The sequence below is a fragment of the Williamsia sp. 1138 genome (assembly GCF_002095435.2).
Lineage (GTDB): Bacteria > Actinomycetota > Actinomycetes > Mycobacteriales > Mycobacteriaceae > Williamsia.
The window spans coordinates 32,479-50,039 of record NZ_MJEJ02000021.1 but is presented as its reverse complement, the minus strand read 5'-3'; the positions used below and the strand labels follow the sequence as shown (position 1 = coordinate 50,039).

Here is a 17,561-nt window from a genome sequence, read left to right as displayed (position 1 = left end):
TTATGAGCCCAGCGAGCTACCGAGCTGCTCCACCCCGCGGCGGTGAACACAACGTTACAGGCGGGCGCATCCGATCTGCAAATCGCTCGCCTGTAACGCCGCTCACCTACCTTGAGCTGCGTAAACGCTAACTCGTCGGTAATGCCTCATATTCTTCGACCGCCGCTTGCAGGTCAGTCTGGGCCTGTCCGTAGGCGGTGAAGTTGCCCGTCCGCAACGCTTCCTGCATCGCACTCAGCGCAGCGTCCATCTTCTGGACAGCCGCGTCCCGCGCAGGAGATGCGGGAACCGCGGGAGCGTTGCCGTTGGCCGGCGGTTGAGCTTGCCCCTGCTGTTCAGTTTGACCCGGAATCGGCTGCTGCCCTTCGGGCGGCGAGCCTTCGGCGCCAGGCACCTGGGTCACCCGTGATGGATCGATCCCCACCCCGGCCAGAGCACCCGCAACGGTCGGCGCATAGCCGATCTTGCCGTCGTACCGCACGATGACACGGAACAGCCTTGGGAACGTGCCCGCGGTGCTCTTCGCCTGTGCGTACATGGGCACCACGTTCAGGATTCCGTTGTCACCCACCGGGAGCGTCAGCAGGTTACCGAATGTCACGTCCGCCGTGTTCTCGAGATTCTTTCGACTCTCGGCCACGCGCCCGTCGGTCTCCATCGCGCTGAACACCTGTTTCGGTCCCTCACGCTGTGGCGTCGCCGGCAGGTCCTTGACGGTGATCCGGCCGTAGTTGCCAGGGTCCGACGACACCGTCAGGTAAGACGCCATGAACTCCTGTTTCAAGACGTTCAGCACTGCGGTGAGCTGGAAGGACGGCCTTCCGGTCTCGGGATCAGATGCCACGAAGTAGTACGGCGGCTGATCGAGTCCCTGCGTGACTGCGGCGCTGTCGGTCGGATCGCTCGGAACCGACCAGAACGCGTCGCCCTGGAAGAACGTCTGCGGGTTGTCGACGTGGTACTTGGTCAACAGCTCGCGCTGGATCTTGAACAGGTCCTCCGGATACCGGACGTGCTCCTTCAGATCGTCGAGTTTGTCGAACTCCGACTTCGGTTCCACGCTGCCGGGGAAGACCTTCATCCAGGTCTTGAGGACCGGATCCTGATCGTCGAACTGGTAGAGCTTGACCTCACCGGAGTACGCATCGACCGTCGCCTTCACGGAGTTGCGTACGTACGACACCTGTTTGTTGACCTGGGTTCGGCCGGTCTGGCCCTGATTCAGTTGCTGTGCATCGGTTGTCGCATCTTCCAGCGACGTCGACTGCGCGTACGGGAACGCGTCAAGCGTGGTGTAGCCGTCGACGATCCACTTGATCGATCCGTCGTCCATCACGGCCGGATAGGTCTTCGAATCGACGGTCAGCCAGGGCGCTGCCTTCTCCACGCGGTCTCGGGGATCGCGGTTGTAGATGATCTTCGAGTCTTTGTTGATAGCACCCGACAACAGCAGGTTCCGCTCGGTGTACTTCACCGCGTACGCGAACTTGTTGAACCAGTTGGACAGTGGCACACCGGCTTCACCGGAGTACGTGTAGGTCGAATCCGGGGTGTCGAACTCGCGGCTCTCCCCGTTGTCCGAACCGACGATCGCGTAGTCGGGGTTCACCTTGGAGATGAGCTCGCCGAAGTAGATACGCGGCTGCGTCACCTTGATGGGCGCGTTCGCCTTGTAATCGTCGCTTTCGTAATTCCTGAGATCGCTCACATAGAACACCGGTTCGCCACCGCCGCTGGCGACGTCGTCGACGTTCGACACAGCTTCGTTGACCTGGTTCGCAGGCGCGGCGATGAAACCGTTGCCGTGCGTGTACACGGTGTGCTTGTTCAGCCAGTTCTGCTGGTTGGCCTCGAAACGGCTCGGATCGAGCTCACGTGCGGCGACGACGAAGTCACGCATCTGGCCATCGACCTCATACCGGTCGAGGGCGAGCTGCGAGGGGAATCCGTAGAAGTTCTGCTGGCGCTGCACCTGGGTGAACGCCGGCGAGATGATGTTGGGGTCCAAGATGCGGATGTTCGACAAGGTCGGCTCGTCCGCGTCGACCAACTGCTGGTTGACCGGTTCGGCGGTCCAGTTGTCGTCGTAGGTCACTCGATCGGGCCCGATCCCGTACGCCTGCTTCGTGGCCGCGATGTTGCGGCCGATGAACTCGGCCTCTTTCTCCGCGGCGTTCGGCTTGACCGAGAACTGCTCCATCGCGGCCGGCCAGCCGACGCCGATCACGAGTGCGGACAGCAGCATCATGGCTGTTGCAAGCGCGGGGATTCGCAGGTCCCGCAGGATGATCCCGGCGAAGAACGCCACCGCACAGATCACGGCGATCGCCATCAGGATCAGTTTCGACGGCAGCACCGCATTGATGTCGGTGTAACTCGCACCGGTGAAGATCTCTTGCTTACGCGTACTGGAGAGCAAGGTGTATCTGTCGAGCCAGTACGCCGCCGCCTTGAGCAACAGGAACGTGCCCGCGATGACCGCCAGCTGGATTCGCGCCGCGTTGGTCAAGGTGCCGCCGCGGCCGGCCAGCCTGATCCCACCGAAGATGTAGTGGGTCACCAGGCTGACGATGAAGGCGATGACCACGACGACGAACAGGAAGTTCAGCACGAAGCGGTAGAACGGCAGATCGAACGCATAGAACCCGACGTCGAGGTTGAACTCGGGGTCCTTGATGCCGAAACTCTCGCCGTGCAAGAACATCTGCACGGTCGACCACGAGCCCTGCGCGACGAGGCCTGCGAGGAGACCGACCAGCACTGTCGGGATGATCGTGAACCAGCGGATGCGGCTCATCACCAGCGTGCGGTAGCGCGCGATGGGGTCGCCTGGGCCACTGGTCGGCACGAACACGGGCCGACTGCGATAGGCCAGCCACAGCGCGCCGAAGATGATCAGCCCGGCGACGACGCCGCAGATGCCGAACAACGCGACCCGCGTCCAGATGATCTTGCTGAAGACGGACCGATAACCGATGTCGTCGAACCACAGCCAATCGGTGTAGATCGAGATGAACCGCGGACCCACCAACAGGACCACGAGAACGATGACGGCCGTTGCGATCAGCGCCTTACTGCGCCGCGACAGCGATGGCATTGCTGCCGGACCACGGATACCCACGAGTGTTACTCCATAATTTTATGCCGGAGCACCGCAACCGGACTTGACCAACACTTTACTTTGCGGCGCCCCGCAGCCTGTGCTGGGCGGTCGAAGGCGGTCAGACGAGTCAGGTTCGACACAACTTTGCGCATTCGCCTAGAACAGTACCGATTGCTACCTGAGAGCCGCCCGCAGCTTGTGTAGCCTGTGCCGGATCATCCGGGCCGGGGGCCTGCGCAGATGGTGGCTACATCGGAAACACCGCGATAGATGCCACTATGTGTGTTGTGACCGAATCGCAACCACCTGTGCTCTCCCCCGACGCGTTGGGCAGCGCGATCCGCGAGGTCGTCGAGTTCGTCGACGCGGCCGGATGGGGCCAACCCCCGCAGTTGTTCGCCCTGGTGCCGACGTCCCTCCTGGCTGATACCCAGCCCGACTGGGTGGACGAGCACGACACCTCTGAGCTGACACTGATCGAACAGGCGCCGCTGCCGGTCTCCCCCGACAGCGGCATGGCCGAGCTCGAACACGTACTCGCCACCACCAGCTGGCCTGCGGAGGTGGCGGGATGCGCGTTGGTGCAGGAGATCATCGTTCTGCCACCCGAAGCCGAGGACGATCTCGACGACGCGTTGGGTCCGCTGCTGGCCGATCCCGACTCCGCCGACCAAGCTGCCCGCAGCGCAGCGGCCGCACATCCGGAGAGCCGCCAGGCCCGGCTCGCGGCCGCGGTGCTGCGTGATGGGCGCAATCTGAGCCTGTTGCAGCTGGCACCGGGGGTCGACGACGTCGAAGCCGACGACGACGCTCCGATCGAACTGCTCTCGCACCCCAACATGGCACCGAATCTCGTCCTGGCGCTCGCGGCGACCCTGGAGAACACCCCCGACGAGGAGTGAGCCAGGTCAGCAGGCCTGCCACTCAACAGCTGGGCGGGGTGCGGCCCTCTCGCAGATCGGCCAGCCCCGCGATGGCGTCATCGAGGGTGTCGACCCGCACCAGCGTCAGACCGTCGGGTGTATCGGATTTCGCTTCGGCGCAGTTGCCGGACGGTACGAGAAATGCGCTGGCCCCGGCCTCCCGGGCTGCCTGCATCTTGTGGGTGATGCCGCCGATCTCGCCGACGTCGCCTGACGAGTCGATCGTGCCGGTACCGGCGATGAACTCGCCGCCGTTCAGCTCGCCCGGGCTCAGTTTGTCGATGATTGCCAGCGTGAGCATCAGACCCGCTGACGGTCCGCCGATCTCGCCGACGTCGAAGGAGATGTCGAGATCGGGGTCACCGTTCTGCTCCGACAACGAGATTCCCAGATACCCCTTCTGTGCGTCGTCGGGGTTGGGCGCCAAGGTGACCGTCGCCGTGGCGGGCTCGCCGGCACGCAGGACATCGAGGGTCACCTCGGTACCGGGCGCGAGGGCGGCAACTGCTTCGCGCAGGGCCACCGAGGTCTCCACCGGTTTCCCGTTCACCGCGGTGATGTCGTCGTCGGGCTGCAGTTGTCCGGCGGACGGACCCTTGTCGTCGACTCCTGCCACGACCAGGTCGAGGGGGCGCCCCAGAAAGGCAAGGGCCGCAATGGTCGCCGAGTTCTCCGAACCCGTCATCTGCTGACGGTTCTCCTGGCTGACCTCTTCGTTGGACTTGCCGGGTGGATACACCCGATCGCGCGGTTGCAGCTCGTCGTCTCCGGACAGCCACAACCCGATCGCCTGGAACAGCGTCAGACCGTCCGTCACCGAGACGGTGGTCAGGTTGAGATTGCCGGTCGTCGGGTCGGTGGGTTCACCTTCGATCGCCACGACCTGCCGATCGTCGACCGATCCCAGGGTGTTGACCGTCGGTCCGGGGCCCAGCGCCACGTAGGGCACTCGGACGAGGGTGCCGAGGAGCACGAACACGACGAGGAAGGCCAACGCGACGAACAGCGTTGCGATACGCCGATAACCCGGTGCGATCCTCCAGCGACGACCCTCGCGAGTCGGCCTGTCCTGTGTCGTGGATTCCTGCCCGTGCTCGGGCCCCGGATCAACAGACTGCTCTTTCACGTCGCCCAGCGTAGAGGTTCGGCGTCGACGACCGATTCACGCTCACCCCGGCAGTGCCGGTCGGCTTTCGCGGAGAGCGGATGAGTTCGATCCGAAATGCGACCCGACCGCCGGTACCGTGGAGGTCATGAATGACTTGCCTTTCGGATTCTCGGCCGCTTCCGGTGATGACGGGGACGGTGACTCGTCCGGCAAGAAGCCCGGCGACTTCGACCCCAACCAGCTGGGTCAGATGCTGTCGCAACTCGGTCAGATGCTCTCCGGCATGGGCGCCGGAATGGGCACCGGGGCCGGGGGCGAACCGGTGAACTACCAGGTGGCCACCCAACTGGCGCGCCAGCAGATCGGTAAGCACAGTCCCGTCAGCGACCGGGAGACCTCTGCGGTCACCGACTCGGTGCGTTTGGCCGAGGTCTGGCTCGACAATGTCACGACGCTGCCCGCCGGCGTCAGCGCGACCGAGGCATGGACCTCCGTGGAATGGCTGGAGAAGACGCTTCCGGTCTGGAAGACGCTGTGCAATCCGGTGGCCGAACAAATCGCCGGAACCTGGACCAAGAATCTCCCCGAAGAGGCGCGAGAACTCGCCGGACCCATGATGGGGATGGTCAGCCAGATGGGGAGCATGGCCTTCGGCACCCAACTCGGTCAGGGGCTCGGTCAGCTCGCCAAAGAGGTGTTGACCTCCACCGACATCGGCCTTCCGCTGGCCCCCTCCGGCATGGCCGTGTTGCTGCCCGAGGCCGTTGCTGCCTTCAGCGACGGGCTCGAGCAGCCGAGCCAGGAGATCATCGTCTTCCTCGCCGCCAGAGAAGCCGCGCACGTGCGCCTGTTCACCCACGTTCCGTGGCTGAAGCAACGATTGCTCTCCACGGTCGAGGAGTACGCGCGCGGCATCAGCATCGACTTCTCGGGGATCCAGGACGCTGCCGCCGGCATCGACCCGACCGCGCTGCTGTCGGATCCGAGCAAGCTCCAAGACCTCATGGCCGGTGGCGCAGCGTTCGAACCGAAAACCTCCCCCGCTCAGGAACACGCCCTCGCCCGTCTGGAAACAATCCTGGCCCTGATCGAGGGCTGGGTGGAAACCGTTGTTTCCCAGGCGCTCTCGGACCGGATCCCCTCCGTGGGTGCGCTCACGGAGACGATGCGCCGACGCCGCGCCACCGGCGGTCCGGCAGAAGAGACGTTCGCCACGCTGATCGGGTTGGAGCTGCGTCCCCGCAAGCTGCGCGAGGCCGCCGACCTGTGGTCCAAACTCCTCGAGTCGTCGGATATCGAGACCCGCGACGGCGTGTGGGCTCACCCCGATCTCGTCCCCGACGCCGACGATCTCGACCATCCTGCGGCGTTCATCGACCGAGTCATAGGCGGCGGCGTCGATCCTTTCGACGACCCGATCGCCCAGCTCGAGAAGACCATCGCCGACGAAGCGGAGAAACGCGGGGAAAAGCCGGGAAACACCGGTGACGACGAGGGCGGGAAGCCGACCGCCTGATTTCTCGGTAGCCGCCGGTCTTCGCAGCTCAGTGCCGATGCGGGCTGTGGATAACCACGGTGCGATGTGCGCGGCACGGGATTGCGCCCTGATTGGGTGACGTCATGGCCGTCACCACCTCCTTCCCTGTGCTCCGTCCCGGCGTCGCAGTCCTCGTCAGGCCCGGTGGACGCATCCAGGTGGGCTGCGACCCGGACACGGCGATCATCGTCGAACCGTCCGAGCGCGTGAACTCCGCCCGGCTCGCGAGGCTGCTGCGATCGATGACGAGCGGGCGACCACCGACGGAGGTCGAGGTCGCGGCCACCGAAGCAGGTCTGTCCGGGCCCGAGCTGGCTGAGCTGCTCGACAACCTCGTCGTCGCCGGCGTGGCGCATCGGGAGTGCGCCGGATCGTCCACCCGGCTACGGGTGCGGGTCCACGGCTCGGGGCCGCTGGCAATCGCGATCTCAGGCGCTCTAGACGGAGCCGGAGTCGACCTCGCGCGATCAGTGCGCAGACCTTCACTCATCGACACCGAGGACCACGATCCAATGGTCCATCAGGACCGGGTGTCGGCCTGGGCGACAGACCTGGTGATGCTGACCGACTACCTCACGCACGACCCGTGGCTGGTGTCGAGCCTCATGCGTCATCGCATTCCTCACCTCATGGTGCGACTGCGTGACGGCGTGGGGGTCATCGGTCCGCTGGTGCTGCCCGGCCTGACGAGCTGCCTGCACTGCGCCGATCATCACCGCACCGACCAGGATCGCGACTGGCCGACCGTCAGCGCGCAACTGCTGGGAACCTGTGGGTGGGCCGGCTCTGCCACCATCGCCGGGACCGTCGCCGTCGCGACAGCGCAAATCGAACAAATCGCCGCGCTTTCTCGCTCGGGCCAGGTGGACCCGCCCCCGCCATCGACCCTGAACACCACGATCGAATTCCGGGCAAACCCGTCATCGATGGTGGTACGGCACTGGCCACCGCATCCGCTTTGCGGCTGCCGGTCAGCCTGGTGAACTAAGCTCGGGACATTGGAAAGGGGAAACTCAATGGCTGAGATCACACGAGGTGGGGCACGCAGAAATGCGAAACTCGCTTCGCTTCCGCTCGGGGTGGCCGGAAGGGCGGCCTCCGGCTTCGGTAAGAGACTCGCGGGTGGGGACCGAGACGAGATAGCCGCCGACATGATGGAGAAGACCGCGGAACAGCTGTTCGCCGTTCTCGGCGAACTCAAGGGCGGCGCGATGAAGGTCGGGCAGGCGCTCTCGATCATGGAAGCCGCGATCCCGGAAGAGTTCGGAGAACCGTTCCGCGATGCATTGACGAAGCTGCAGGCGGAAGCACCGCCGCTGCCCGCAGCCAAGGTTCACGGCGTGCTCGACAACCAGCTCGGGACCAAGTGGCGCGAACGGTTCAAGGAGTTCTCCGACGAACCGGCAGCGTCGGCGTCCATCGGTCAGGTGCACAAGGCACTGTGGCACGACGGCCGCGAGGTGGCGGTGAAGGTGCAGTACCCGGGCGCCGACCACGCTCTGAAGGCCGATCTCAAGACCATGTCCCGGATGACCGGCCTGCTCAAACGCCTTTCCCCGGGAACTGACGTCAAGTCCATGATGGACGAGCTGATCGAACGCACCGAGGACGAACTGAACTACACCAAGGAGGCCAACAACCAACGGGCCTTCGCCAAGGCGTTCGCGGACGATCCCGATTTCGTGGTACCGAAGGTGGTCGCGTCGGCGCCCAAAGTGGTTGTCTCCGAATGGATCACCGGCATCCCGATGTCGAAGGTGATCAGAGAGGGCACGGTCGAGGAACGTAACGCCGCGGCCGCCAAGATGACCGAGTTCGAGGTGAGCTCGCCGAGCCGGGTCGGTCTCGTACACGGAGATCCGCACCCGGGGAACTTCCAGTTCCAGGCCGACGGCCGGATGGCCATCCTCGACTTCGGCGCCGTCGGCCACTATCCCGACGGCCTCCCCGCGGCCACCGGACCGATTCTGCGACTGTGCCGGGACAAGAAGTACGACCAGCTCAAAGAAGAGATGGTGCGAGCCAACTTCATCCAGCGCTCGCACCAGGACAAGGTGACTCCGCAAGATCTCGAGGCGTATCTGCGGCCCTACGTCGATCCGCTCTACAGCGAGTCGTTCCACTTCACCCGCAAGTGGTTGCAGAGGGCGGCAGGAGCAGCATCGGACCCTCGCGGTGATGTCTACAAGACCTCACGAAACCTGAACTGCCCCAAAGAATATGTGATGGTCTTCCGAGTCCTCGGAGGCTGCGTGGGGATCGCCGCACAACTCGATGCCGAGGCGCCCTACCGGGCGATCATGGAACGGTGGGTCACCGGCCTCGCAGAGTGATCCGGCTCTCACACCGATACAAGCGGGCGGATACGAGACTTCTCTCGTATCCGCCCGTTTCGTATCCCTACGGTCGCTGTCATGCAGCCTGGTTCTTCCGCGGCCGGCCACGAGGACGCTTGCGGGCGATCACGACACCTTGGTCGAAGATCTCGCCACCCCACACGCCCCACGGTTCGCGTCGGTCGAGCGCCTCGGCGAGGCATTCCCGTCGCAGCGGGCAGTCGACGCACAGCGCCTTTGCCTGCTCGAGGTCACCTGGGTTCTCCGAAAACCACAGGTCTGCGTCCGCGAACTGGCACGGAAGTTCCATTTTGGCGATGTCCAGTGCGAGACCGCCGCCGATACACGACTCGAGTAACTCGGTCATCAGTATTCCTCCACTGTCGAATGTGCTTGTCGGATGTTGTGTTTGAGACCCGGGCACTTCAGTGGTGGTGGAACGGACAGATGTTCCTAGAACACAAAAGAGGCCACGGGTTCGCTGTCGCGATTCGCCGTGGCCTCGAATGGAGTCTGAATTAGGTCAGATCAACACTCTGTCCACGGGGAACGCTGAGCGGTTTACCGCCGAAATCGCTGGTTTGGGAGCCAGAAATTCCGGCTTCACGGCGACTGCGCGATGATGCGCTTGTCCGGTTCGGGGGCGCTGGGCGAGGGGCAGCGTCCGATGCCACGAACCGCATGCCATGCCGGCATGTTCGACAGCGCTCTCGGCGGTGGTGAACAAATCGTTCATCGGGCCTCTCCCCTTCCTTGCAATCGCGTGCACATTCAGTGCGTGGTGTGGCTGGTGGGCCGATCGAGCAGATCGATGCGACCCCCGCCGTCTTGTTGTCCACAGTAAACGTGGGCGTCCAGATCGCACAACCTATTTTTGACCTGCAGTTTCTCGGATTCCTCGGTCGCCGATCCATCCGGCGTCGAGCTATCCCGTCCCGATGTCCCGGACGAGCGCGAGGACGTCTTCACCGTACTGGTCGAGTTTCTTCGCCCCGATGCCCGGAATCGCCACCAGTGCAGGCACATCGCCGGGCTGTTGCTCGGCGATCGCGATCAGGGTGTTGTCCGAGAAGACCACGTACGCCGGGACCTTCTGTTCCTTTGCGCGACCGGAGCGCCATTCCTTGAGCGCAACCAACAGACCTTCGTCCAGGTCGGAGGGGCAACCCTCGCACCGGCCGAGCAGGGACGCGGTCTTGCCGAGCAACGGCTTGCCGCAGACCCGGCACCGCGGTCCTGACTTCTTGCGTTTCGGTTCCGCGATCCGGGACGCCGGCGAGTTCTCCGGAACCAGATCGACCAGGAACCGCGAGCGCCGCCGAGACGCCCGGCCACCCTCGTTGCGTGACAGAGCCCAGGACATCTGCAAGTGTTCGCGAGCGCGTGTGACGCCGACGTAGAGCAGCCTGCGTTCCTCCTCGATCGCGTCATCGCCTGCCTTGACGGCCTGGTTGATCGGCAGTGATCCGTCGACGAGCCCGACGAGGAACACCGCATCCCACTCGAGCCCCTTCGCGGCGTGCAGCGACGAGAGCGTCACACCCTGCACGGTCGGTGGGTGCCGAGCCTCCGATCGCGCGGACAGCTCGCGCGCGACCTCGGTCAGGGTCAGTTCCGCGTCCTCGGTCAGCATGTCTTCGGTCATCTTCTGCAAAGCCAGCAGCGACTCCCACCGCTCCCGCGCCTGTGCACCTGCGGGCGGTTCGTCGGTGAGCCCCAGTGGCACCAGGATCGCGCGCAGGAGGGTCACCGTGTCGGCGTCGGCGGGCAGATCGTCGCGTGCTGCGGTCTGGTTGATCGACCGCATGGCCTGCCGGATCTCAGCCCGCGAGAAGAACGCCTCGCCACCACGCACCTGGTACGGGATTCCCGCGGCGGTCAGCGCCTGCTCATGGGCTTCGGACTGGGCGTTGATCCGGTAGAGGATGGCGATCTCCGAGCCCGGAACTCCCTGCGCCATCAGCCGTTTGATCGACCTGGCGACCGCGGTGGCCTCGGCGGGCTCATCCGCGTACTCGGCGAAATCCGGCTCGGGCCCGCTGGGGCGTTGCCCGATGAGTTGCAGACGGGTGCCCGCGATTCTGCCGTGCGCCGCGCCGATGACCCGGTTGGCCAGGCTCACGACCTCCGGGGTGGACCGGTAGTCACGCTCGAGGCGCACCACCATGGCCTCGGGAAAGCGCCGGGAGAAGTCGAGGAGGTAGCTCGGGGTGGCGCCGGTGAACGAGTAGATCGTCTGATTGGCGTCGCCGACGACGGTCAGGTCGTCCCGCTCCCCGACCCAGGCGTTGAGCAAGGCTTGCTGGGCGGGTGTGACGTCTTGGTATTCGTCGACGACAAAGCACCGATAGCGGTCGCGGAACTCCTCCGCGAGCACCGGGTGATCGTCGAGAATCGCACGGGTCATCAAGAGCAGATCGTCGAAATCGAGGAGCTGATCTCCCGACGAGGACACCTTGAGTTGCTCGTATCGCTCGTACACGGCAGCGACCTGCTCGGCGGGCAAAGGCGCTTCCCTGCGCGATTTGGCGACCATCGCCGGATACTCGGCGGGCCCGATGAGCGAACCCTTGGCCCATTCGATCTCCGAGATCAGGTCACGCAGCGTATCCGTGGTGGTCGGTGCGCCCGCAGATCTGGCGGCGCGCGAGACCACGGGGAACTTGTTGTCGAGCAGTTCCCACTGGTTCTCACCGATGGCCTGCGGCCAGAAGTAACGGAGTTGCCGCAGCGCAGCAGCATGGAACGTCAAAGCCTGCACCGCATTTCCCTGGCCCGAGATTCCGAGGGAACGCAGTCGAGTGCGCATCTCACCGGCGGCGCGGGCGGTGAACGTCACCGCGAGGACCTGACTCGCGCGGACATGACCGTCGCCCACCAGATGGGCGATGCGACGGGTGATCGTGCGGGTCTTACCGGTTCCCGCGCCGGCCAGCACGCAGACCGGTCCGCGGGGCGCCAGCACGGCGGCCTGCTGTTGAGGGTCCAGTGAGGCGTTCATGGCACCAGTATTCCAACGGCTGCCGACAGAGCTGACCCGGCGGGTCAAGCGCCGCACACAAGACGCCATTTACGGCCCGCTCGGCGGCATAATTGCCACGCTGAACAGCAGGCCACCAAGGGACGGTGAGCAGAGCGAACTCGCCCCGCCCGCGTGCGGCCCGCGTGTTCTGGACGAGGGAGCGAGGGAGCGCAGCGACTGAGCCGACTGAGGAAGAGCACGCGATAAAGGGCCGCACGCCCCGCGTAGCGAAGCGGAGCGAGACAACACAGCCGGCGAGGCAAACAACAAACCTGCCCACAGCAAGAGCACGCTCGACGCACACAAGAGCACGCTCAGCGCACGCAAAGGCACGCTCAGCGCACGTAAAGGCACGCTCGACCTCCACAAGAGCCCGCTCGACGCACGCAAAGGCCCGCTCGACAACTCCATCAGGAACACCTGACCCCACCGTGGTGTTATGTAAGCGTGACTACGGAGAACGCGACTTTGACCATGTACACCACCACCTGGTGCGGCTACTGCAAGCGCCTCAAGATGGGCCTCAAAGGCCAGGGCATCGAGTGGGTGGAGATCGACATCGAGCAGGATCCCGCCGCCGCGGATTTCGTCGGCAGCGTGAACGGTGGCAACCATGTGGTCCCCACCGTCAAGTTCGCCGATGGCAGCACGGCGACCAACCCCACCGTCGCGGACGTGCGCAAGAAGCTGGGTGTCTAACCCTGGTCTCGGGTGACCTGATCGGGGGCCGGGGTATAGGCCCAGGCCCTGATCAGGGCACTGGCGATGGAAATGGACCCGGGCAGACGTAGTCGGGCGTCGTCGACGATGGGTTTGCCGTCCGAACCCATCCACTCTTCTTGGGCTTCGATGGCCGTGATCACCTCGTCGCGGTCGAACCACTCGGCGGCCGCGATCTCGCCGTCGATGAAATCGAGGGGTTGATCCGGGTCTGCGGTCACCTCGAAGCCGAGCATGAGCGACCGCGGGAACGGCCACGGCTGGGAGCCCACGTACATCGGATCCCAGGTGTCGAGCCCGACCTCTTCGTGCACCTCACGCAACACGCACTGCTCGAGAGACTCCCCCGGCTCGACGAATCCGGCCAGTGTCGAGAACCAGCGATCGGGCCATTGCGCCTGCCTGCCGAGCAAGATGCGGTCGGCGCCGTCATGGACGACGGTGATGATCGCCGGGTCCGTGCGCGGGAACTCTTCTTTGCCGCTGATCGTGTTACGCCGGACCCATCCGCCCTTGGCCGGCTCGGTGCGCGCCCCGTCGACCGGTGAGAACCGGGCGTTGTCATGCCAATTGAGGACGCCGAGCGCCGTCGAGAGAATGCCCGCTTCGTTCGCGCCGAGGAGTTGCGCACCGCGGCGCGGGTCGTCCTTCGGTCCGTCGATGATGTCGAAGCGCATCGCCCACATATCGCGCCCCTCTTCGGGGTGCAGACCGAGGAACACCGCTTCCGGCGGCGGTTCGTCGGCGGCGTCCAGGGCCATGATCCAGCCGAGGCCGTCCTCCCCCACCGGATAGCGGCCGGACGGATCGATCTGGAGCAGTAGCGCATCAGGCCACTTGGCCTTCAGCCGCTGCTCGTCGTGCCTGATCTCGTCGGCACGGTCGTACACGGCCCGCGACAACATCGGTGGCATCTCGAACTCAAAGCGCGGCAATCGGTTTCCTCCTGATGGTGCGCGGCAGATGGAGCGGTGGGGACTAGTCCGGCGGGCCTTGCCGAACGTACAGCAATCGGTCACCGTTCTCGATGGCGTCGACCTTGCTGTCGTCGACGCGGTGCAGCTTGCCGTCGCGTACCACGCCGAGGACGATTTCAGGCAGATGCCGAGGCGAACCGCCGACCTCTTCGGGTTCGACGTCCCGTTCGGCGATGGCGAATCCCTCGTCGGGTGTCAGCAGGTCCTCGATCACCTGCACGACAGTGGGTGTGCTGGTGGCCAGTCCGAGCAGGCGGCCCGCGGTTTCGGAGCTGACGACCACGGAGTCGGCGCCGGATTGCCGGATCAGGTGGGTGTTCTCTGCCTCTCGGATGGAGGCCACGATCTTCGCCTTGGGTGCCAGTTCCCGCGCTGTCAGCGTCGCCAGCACCGCCGTGTCGTCGCGGTTGGTGGCGACCACGATGGCCGACGCGTGCTGGGTGCCGGCCAGGCGAAGTACGTCCGAGCGGGTCGCGTCGCCGCGAACCGTCACCAGCCCCTTGGCGGCCGCGTTGTCGAGGACCGTCTGATCGCCGTCGACGACAACGATTTCCGAGGGCTTCTGGCCGTCGGCGATCATCGCCTTCACCGCGGTCTTGCCTTTGGTTCCATAACCGATCACCACAGTGTGGTTACGCACTTTGCTCCTCCAACGCTGGATCTTGAGTGCCTGCCGCGAACGCTCGGTCAGTACCTCGAGGGTGGTACCGACCAAGACGATCAGGAACATCACCCGCAGTGGCGTGATCACGAGCACGTTGATCAGCCGGGCCGACGGCGTGTACGGCGTGATGTCACCGTATCCGGTCGTCGAGAGCGACACCGTCGCGTAGTAGAGGCAGTCGAGAAACGACAGCTCATTGTCCTGCACGTCCCGATATCCGTCACGGTCGAGATAGACGATGAACACTGCGGCGAACAATGCGATGAGCGCGTAGATGACGCGCTTGCTGATCGCGCGTCCAGGGCTCTCCTGCATCGATGGGATGCGCACGACCCCGACCAATGCGTGGTCGGGCATATCCGTCAGTTCATCGTCCTTGAAGCGCCGGCGTAGCCGCCCGCCCGCCATCAATGCCTCCCCGCACGGCCACCGAGGTGGAGCCGCAGTATTTGCTGTCGCACAGTTGGCGACTGTAGCCCTTTTCGGCAGCGGCGGGCGAGGTGATCGTGCAAGGTGTACCCATGAGCAAGCGTGAGCACAAGTTGCGGCAGTTGGTATTTCCCGGCGAGAACAAGCTGGCCGAGCGGATGGGGGCGGCGCTGGTCGGCATGGGGGTGTTGCATTTCGTGGCGCCCGCACCGTTCGACGGGATCATTCCGCCAGAACTCCCCGGTTCGCCGCGCGCCTACACGTATGGATCCGGGGTGGCGGAAGTCGCCGTCGGGGCGGCGATGCTCGCGCCGAGCACTCGCCGGTATGCCGGCCTCGCGTCGGTCCTGCTGTTCATCGGCGTCTACCCCGGCAACATCAACATGGTCCGGATGTTCAAGGACAAGCCGCTGCCCTTCCGCATCGCCGCCTGGGGGCGTCTGCCCCTGCAGTTCCCGATGATCTGGGCCGGCTGGAAGGTCTGGAAGGCGTAGCCGGTCGATTCCGGCCTCTGCGCTGCTGCACGCGAAGGTCGGCAGCGCACGCGCCGGGTCATGTGTCCGTTGTTCGGGCCATGCGTCCGTGTCTAGCCGCGTCGTGTTGGATAGGTTCTTCGCATGGAAGCACTGCTGATCATCATCATCGCCATTCTCGCGATCATCGCGGTGGTGCTGGTGTTCAACGTCATAGCGAACCGGCGTGAGCGCCAGGCACGCGAGGTGCAGGGCGTGCGGGACCGTGCCTATGCGCCGCGTGACCCCTTTTCCTCGGCCGACGACGACGCGGTGCGCGGGGACCCCCGCACCCTCAAGCCCGGCGACCTGGTCGAGGTTCGGGGTGAGACGTTCGCGGTCCGCGGGACGCTGACCCTGTCGCAGAGTGGTTTCTCGTGGACCGAGAACTTCCTGGACACCGGAACCGGCCGTAAGGCATGGGTGTCGGTGGAAGAAGATCCCGACCTCGAGGTCGTCCTCTGGGAAGAACTCTCTGGAGTGACCGCGACCCCCGGCCCGGACACCGTCGACGTCGAGGGCCGCCGATACACCTCTGACGAGGCCGGGTCGGCCCGGTTCAGTTCTCTCGGCACCACCGGGCTGGCGACGGGGAACATGTCCTATCACGACTACGCCGCCGGCGATGATCGGCTGTCGTTCGAAGACTTCGGCTCCGGCTGGGAGTGCGCCCGCGGTCAAGTACTCGCTCGCGCCGAGTACCGCATCTTTCCCGCCGACACCGGACCGAGCTGACCATGCAGTCCATTCTCGCGGTGCCGTACGCAGACACCGGGGCCGATCAACTCTCGCTGTCGTTCGACGAGCCGTTGCTCCCGGCACTGTCCAGTGTGTACTGCGCCTTCGAACGTGTCGGTGTCACACTGCGTTTGCTCGGTGCGAGCCACCAGGTCAGCGTCGTGAATGCAGACACCGAGATCGTGGAGACGCTGGCCTGTCTCCCAGGGCGCTCCCCGGCCTTGCCTCCGAGCATCGACACCGGGAGCATCTCCTTCCGCTCGCGCATCGAGCGGCACGATGCCGCCTCGCTCACCACGCTGACCGCACAGGTGTCGAGCCGGGCCGCCGGGCCGGATTCGTTGATCGGGCACTACCCGGGCCACCCCAACGCCTTCACGGCGATCATCGCCACCGACCTCGGGCACCGGGCGCGGTGGGATACCTGGCATGCGTATCCGCAGACCGGTGATGTGGTCATCACCTCGAGCGTGTTCGAGGCAGCGTGATGATGGCCTCGCAGCACTCCGCCGGGGGCTACGACCGGCGGCCGCTGAACCGGATACGCAACGGGATCATCGCGGTCATCGTGCTCATCGCCGTTGCTCTGCTGGCCTTTTCCTGTGTCTCTGGTACATCAGGCGCCACCGATGCCCGCGCCTACATCCAGCAGAGCTACAACCGTGAGTCGAGCCTCGACGAGTCCTCCGTCGATGCCTACGTCGCCGATGGCACGCCCGAACAGGTGGCGGACGAGATCAGCGCGGTAGCGCAGCCGGTGGACCGGCGTACGGCCTCCGACACCACGACCGGGTCCAGCACCTCCGGACTGTTCTTGCAGTATCCGGACTACCTCGTCGGATTGTTCCCGTACGAGGACAACAAGACTCGCGTGATGCTCAGCGACGATTACGAATCCGGCTACCGGCACTACAGCGGATACGTCGGCCCTCTCTGGGTGTCGCGTCCGAACTACTCCGGTGGCGGCTCCGACTATCGCGGTGGCGGCGGCGGTTCCGGAAAATAGCGCTTCAACAACAGCTGGGAGGCAACAGTGGAGTGGGAAATCATGCGGGACAATTTCGCATCGGCCGCGGCATACAGCTGCGTCGGTGTGTTGTTGATGCTCGTGAGCTTCATCGCGGTGGACGTGGTGACGCCGGGCAAACTGCGGCAACAGGTCTGGATCGATCGCAACCGAAACGCCTGCATCCTGGTCGCCAGCAACGCGTTCTCGGTGGCGATCATCATCGTCGCGGCGATCACGGCCAGCCAGGGCGGTCTCGTCGAGGGACTGGTGTACACGGCGATATACACCCTGCTCGGAATCCTCATCATGGCACTGACGTTCGTGTTGCTGGACGCGCTCTCGCCCGGTGACCTCGGCGAGGTGCTGATGGAGGACAAACCCCACCCAGCGGTGTGGGTATCGGCCACCGTCCACGTCGGCACCGGTCTGATCATCGCCGCGTCGCTGCTGTAGCTCGGCCAGTTGACCACCTCCATCACGCCC

Annotated in this window: 16 protein-coding genes; 10 read left to right on the top strand and 6 right to left on the bottom strand. The window is 64.9% G+C overall.

Annotated elements, in window-relative coordinates:
* Positions 1 to 127: 127 nt before the first annotated feature.
* Positions 128 to 3,121, bottom strand: a complete 2,994-nt coding sequence (locus tag BH683_RS02370) for a UPF0182 family protein (RefSeq protein WP_084834662.1) — start codon at positions 3,119 to 3,121, stop codon at positions 128 to 130.
* A 269-nt stretch (positions 3,122 to 3,390) separates the two neighbouring features.
* Between BH683_RS02370 and BH683_RS02365 the strand changes: the two genes are divergently transcribed.
* On the top strand, positions 3,391 to 4,005 hold the full coding sequence (locus tag BH683_RS02365; RefSeq protein WP_246833151.1) for a PPA1309 family protein: 615 nt from the start codon (positions 3,391 to 3,393) through the stop codon (positions 4,003 to 4,005).
* Between the two features lie 22 nt (positions 4,006 to 4,027).
* Here the strand turns inward: BH683_RS02365 and BH683_RS02360 are convergent, their stop codons facing one another.
* The gene (locus BH683_RS02360) at positions 4,028 to 5,062 is read right to left on the bottom strand and encodes a PDZ domain-containing protein (protein WP_084834670.1); all 1,035 of its coding nucleotides are present in this window, start codon (positions 5,060 to 5,062) and stop codon (positions 4,028 to 4,030) included.
* Between the two features lie 217 nt (positions 5,063 to 5,279).
* Here BH683_RS02360 and BH683_RS02355 point away from each other — a divergent pair, with 217 nt between their 5' ends.
* The 3 genes from BH683_RS02355 to BH683_RS02345 all read left to right on the top strand — a co-directional run bounded on the left by BH683_RS02355 (position 5,280) and on the right by BH683_RS02345 (position 9,004).
* Positions 5,280 to 6,650, top strand: coding sequence for a zinc-dependent metalloprotease (locus tag BH683_RS02355; protein ID WP_084834669.1), 1,371 nt, complete (start codon positions 5,280 to 5,282; stop codon positions 6,648 to 6,650).
* 104 nt (positions 6,651 to 6,754) lie between these two features.
* Positions 6,755 to 7,654 (top strand): hypothetical protein, encoded by a 900-nt coding sequence (locus BH683_RS02350; protein WP_084834660.1) that lies wholly within the window; start codon positions 6,755 to 6,757, stop codon positions 7,652 to 7,654.
* Positions 7,655 to 7,687: 33 nt separating this feature from the next.
* The gene (locus BH683_RS02345; protein WP_084834659.1) at positions 7,688 to 9,004 is read left to right on the top strand and encodes an AarF/UbiB family protein; all 1,317 of its coding nucleotides are present in this window, start codon (positions 7,688 to 7,690) and stop codon (positions 9,002 to 9,004) included.
* Between the two features lie 79 nt (positions 9,005 to 9,083).
* Here the strand turns inward: BH683_RS02345 and BH683_RS02340 are convergent, their stop codons facing one another.
* Entirely contained in the window at positions 9,084 to 9,374 is a 291-nt protein-coding gene (locus BH683_RS02340) for a WhiB family transcriptional regulator (RefSeq protein WP_168186946.1), read from the bottom strand.
* A gap of 558 nt (positions 9,375 to 9,932) precedes the next feature.
* A complete protein-coding gene (locus BH683_RS02330) occupies positions 9,933 to 12,008 on the bottom strand; it encodes an ATP-dependent DNA helicase UvrD2 (protein WP_084834657.1) in 2,076 nt (691 codons plus the stop codon).
* Between the two features lie 495 nt (positions 12,009 to 12,503).
* On the opposite strand from BH683_RS02330, the gene BH683_RS02325 reads away from it, so the two are divergent.
* A complete protein-coding gene (locus tag BH683_RS02325; RefSeq protein ID WP_084834656.1) occupies positions 12,504 to 12,728 on the top strand; it encodes a mycoredoxin in 225 nt (74 codons plus the stop codon).
* On the opposite strand, the gene nudC is transcribed toward BH683_RS02325, so the two are convergent.
* Together nudC and BH683_RS02315 are read right to left on the bottom strand one after the other, a co-directional pair.
* Positions 12,725 to 13,663, bottom strand: coding sequence for an NAD(+) diphosphatase (gene nudC / locus BH683_RS02320; protein ID WP_084834655.1), 939 nt, complete (start codon positions 13,661 to 13,663; stop codon positions 12,725 to 12,727). The genes BH683_RS02325 and nudC overlap by 4 nt on opposite strands.
* A gap of 64 nt (positions 13,664 to 13,727) precedes the next feature.
* Complete coding sequence (locus BH683_RS02315; RefSeq protein WP_084834654.1) at positions 13,728 to 14,798, bottom strand: potassium channel protein; 1,071 nt, start codon at positions 14,796 to 14,798, stop codon at positions 13,728 to 13,730.
* A 113-nt stretch (positions 14,799 to 14,911) separates the two neighbouring features.
* On the opposite strand from BH683_RS02315, the gene BH683_RS02310 reads away from it, so the two are divergent.
* The 5 genes from BH683_RS02310 to BH683_RS02290 all read left to right on the top strand — a co-directional run bounded on the left by BH683_RS02310 (position 14,912) and on the right by BH683_RS02290 (position 17,531).
* Positions 14,912 to 15,313 carry a hypothetical protein gene (locus BH683_RS02310; protein WP_084834667.1) on the top strand — a complete coding sequence of 134 codons (402 nt, stop codon included), beginning with the start codon at positions 14,912 to 14,914 and terminating at the stop codon, positions 15,311 to 15,313.
* Positions 15,314 to 15,436: 123 nt separating this feature from the next.
* Complete coding sequence (locus tag BH683_RS02305) at positions 15,437 to 16,066, top strand: DUF4178 domain-containing protein (protein WP_084834653.1); 630 nt, start codon at positions 15,437 to 15,439, stop codon at positions 16,064 to 16,066.
* A 2-nt stretch (positions 16,067 to 16,068) separates the two neighbouring features.
* A complete protein-coding gene (locus BH683_RS02300) occupies positions 16,069 to 16,557 on the top strand; it encodes a DUF2617 family protein (protein WP_084834652.1) in 489 nt (162 codons plus the stop codon).
* Positions 16,558 to 16,559: 2 nt separating this feature from the next.
* Positions 16,560 to 17,075: a DUF4247 domain-containing protein gene (locus tag BH683_RS02295; protein ID WP_084834666.1), complete on the top strand. Its 516-nt coding sequence runs from the start codon at positions 16,560 to 16,562 to the stop codon at positions 17,073 to 17,075.
* A gap of 42 nt (positions 17,076 to 17,117) precedes the next feature.
* Entirely contained in the window at positions 17,118 to 17,531 is a 414-nt protein-coding gene (locus tag BH683_RS02290; RefSeq protein WP_084834665.1) for a DUF350 domain-containing protein, read from the top strand.
* The last annotated feature ends 30 nt before the right edge of the window (positions 17,532 to 17,561 follow it).

Bases quoted from the DNA above. Each gene is read 5' to 3' on its own strand.
- BH683_RS02355 (WP_084834669.1), top strand. From the start codon at position 5,280: ATGAATGACTTGCCTTTCGGATTCTCGGCCGCTTCCGGTGATGACGGG.
- BH683_RS02350 (WP_084834660.1), top strand. From the start codon at position 6,755: ATGGCCGTCACCACCTCCTTCCCTGTGCTCCGTCCCGGCGTCGCAGTC.
- BH683_RS02345 (WP_084834659.1), top strand. From the start codon at position 7,688: ATGGCTGAGATCACACGAGGTGGGGCACGCAGAAATGCGAAACTCGCT.
- BH683_RS02340 (WP_168186946.1), bottom strand. From the start codon at position 9,374: ATGACCGAGTTACTCGAGTCGTGTATCGGCGGCGGTCTCGCACTGGAC.
- BH683_RS02330 (WP_084834657.1), bottom strand. From the start codon at position 12,008: ATGAACGCCTCACTGGACCCTCAACAGCAGGCCGCCGTGCTGGCGCCC.
- BH683_RS02325 (WP_084834656.1), top strand. From the start codon at position 12,504: ATGTACACCACCACCTGGTGCGGCTACTGCAAGCGCCTCAAGATGGGC.
- nudC (WP_084834655.1), bottom strand. From the start codon at position 13,663: ATGCCACCGATGTTGTCGCGGGCCGTGTACGACCGTGCCGACGAGATC.
- BH683_RS02315 (WP_084834654.1), bottom strand. From the start codon at position 14,798: ATGGCGGGCGGGCGGCTACGCCGGCGCTTCAAGGACGATGAACTGACG.
- BH683_RS02310 (WP_084834667.1), top strand. From the start codon at position 14,912: ATGAGCAAGCGTGAGCACAAGTTGCGGCAGTTGGTATTTCCCGGCGAG.
- BH683_RS02305 (WP_084834653.1), top strand. From the start codon at position 15,437: ATGGAAGCACTGCTGATCATCATCATCGCCATTCTCGCGATCATCGCG.
- BH683_RS02300 (WP_084834652.1), top strand. From the start codon at position 16,069: ATGCAGTCCATTCTCGCGGTGCCGTACGCAGACACCGGGGCCGATCAA.
- BH683_RS02295 (WP_084834666.1), top strand. From the start codon at position 16,560: ATGGCCTCGCAGCACTCCGCCGGGGGCTACGACCGGCGGCCGCTGAAC.
- BH683_RS02290 (WP_084834665.1), top strand. From the start codon at position 17,118: ATGCGGGACAATTTCGCATCGGCCGCGGCATACAGCTGCGTCGGTGTG.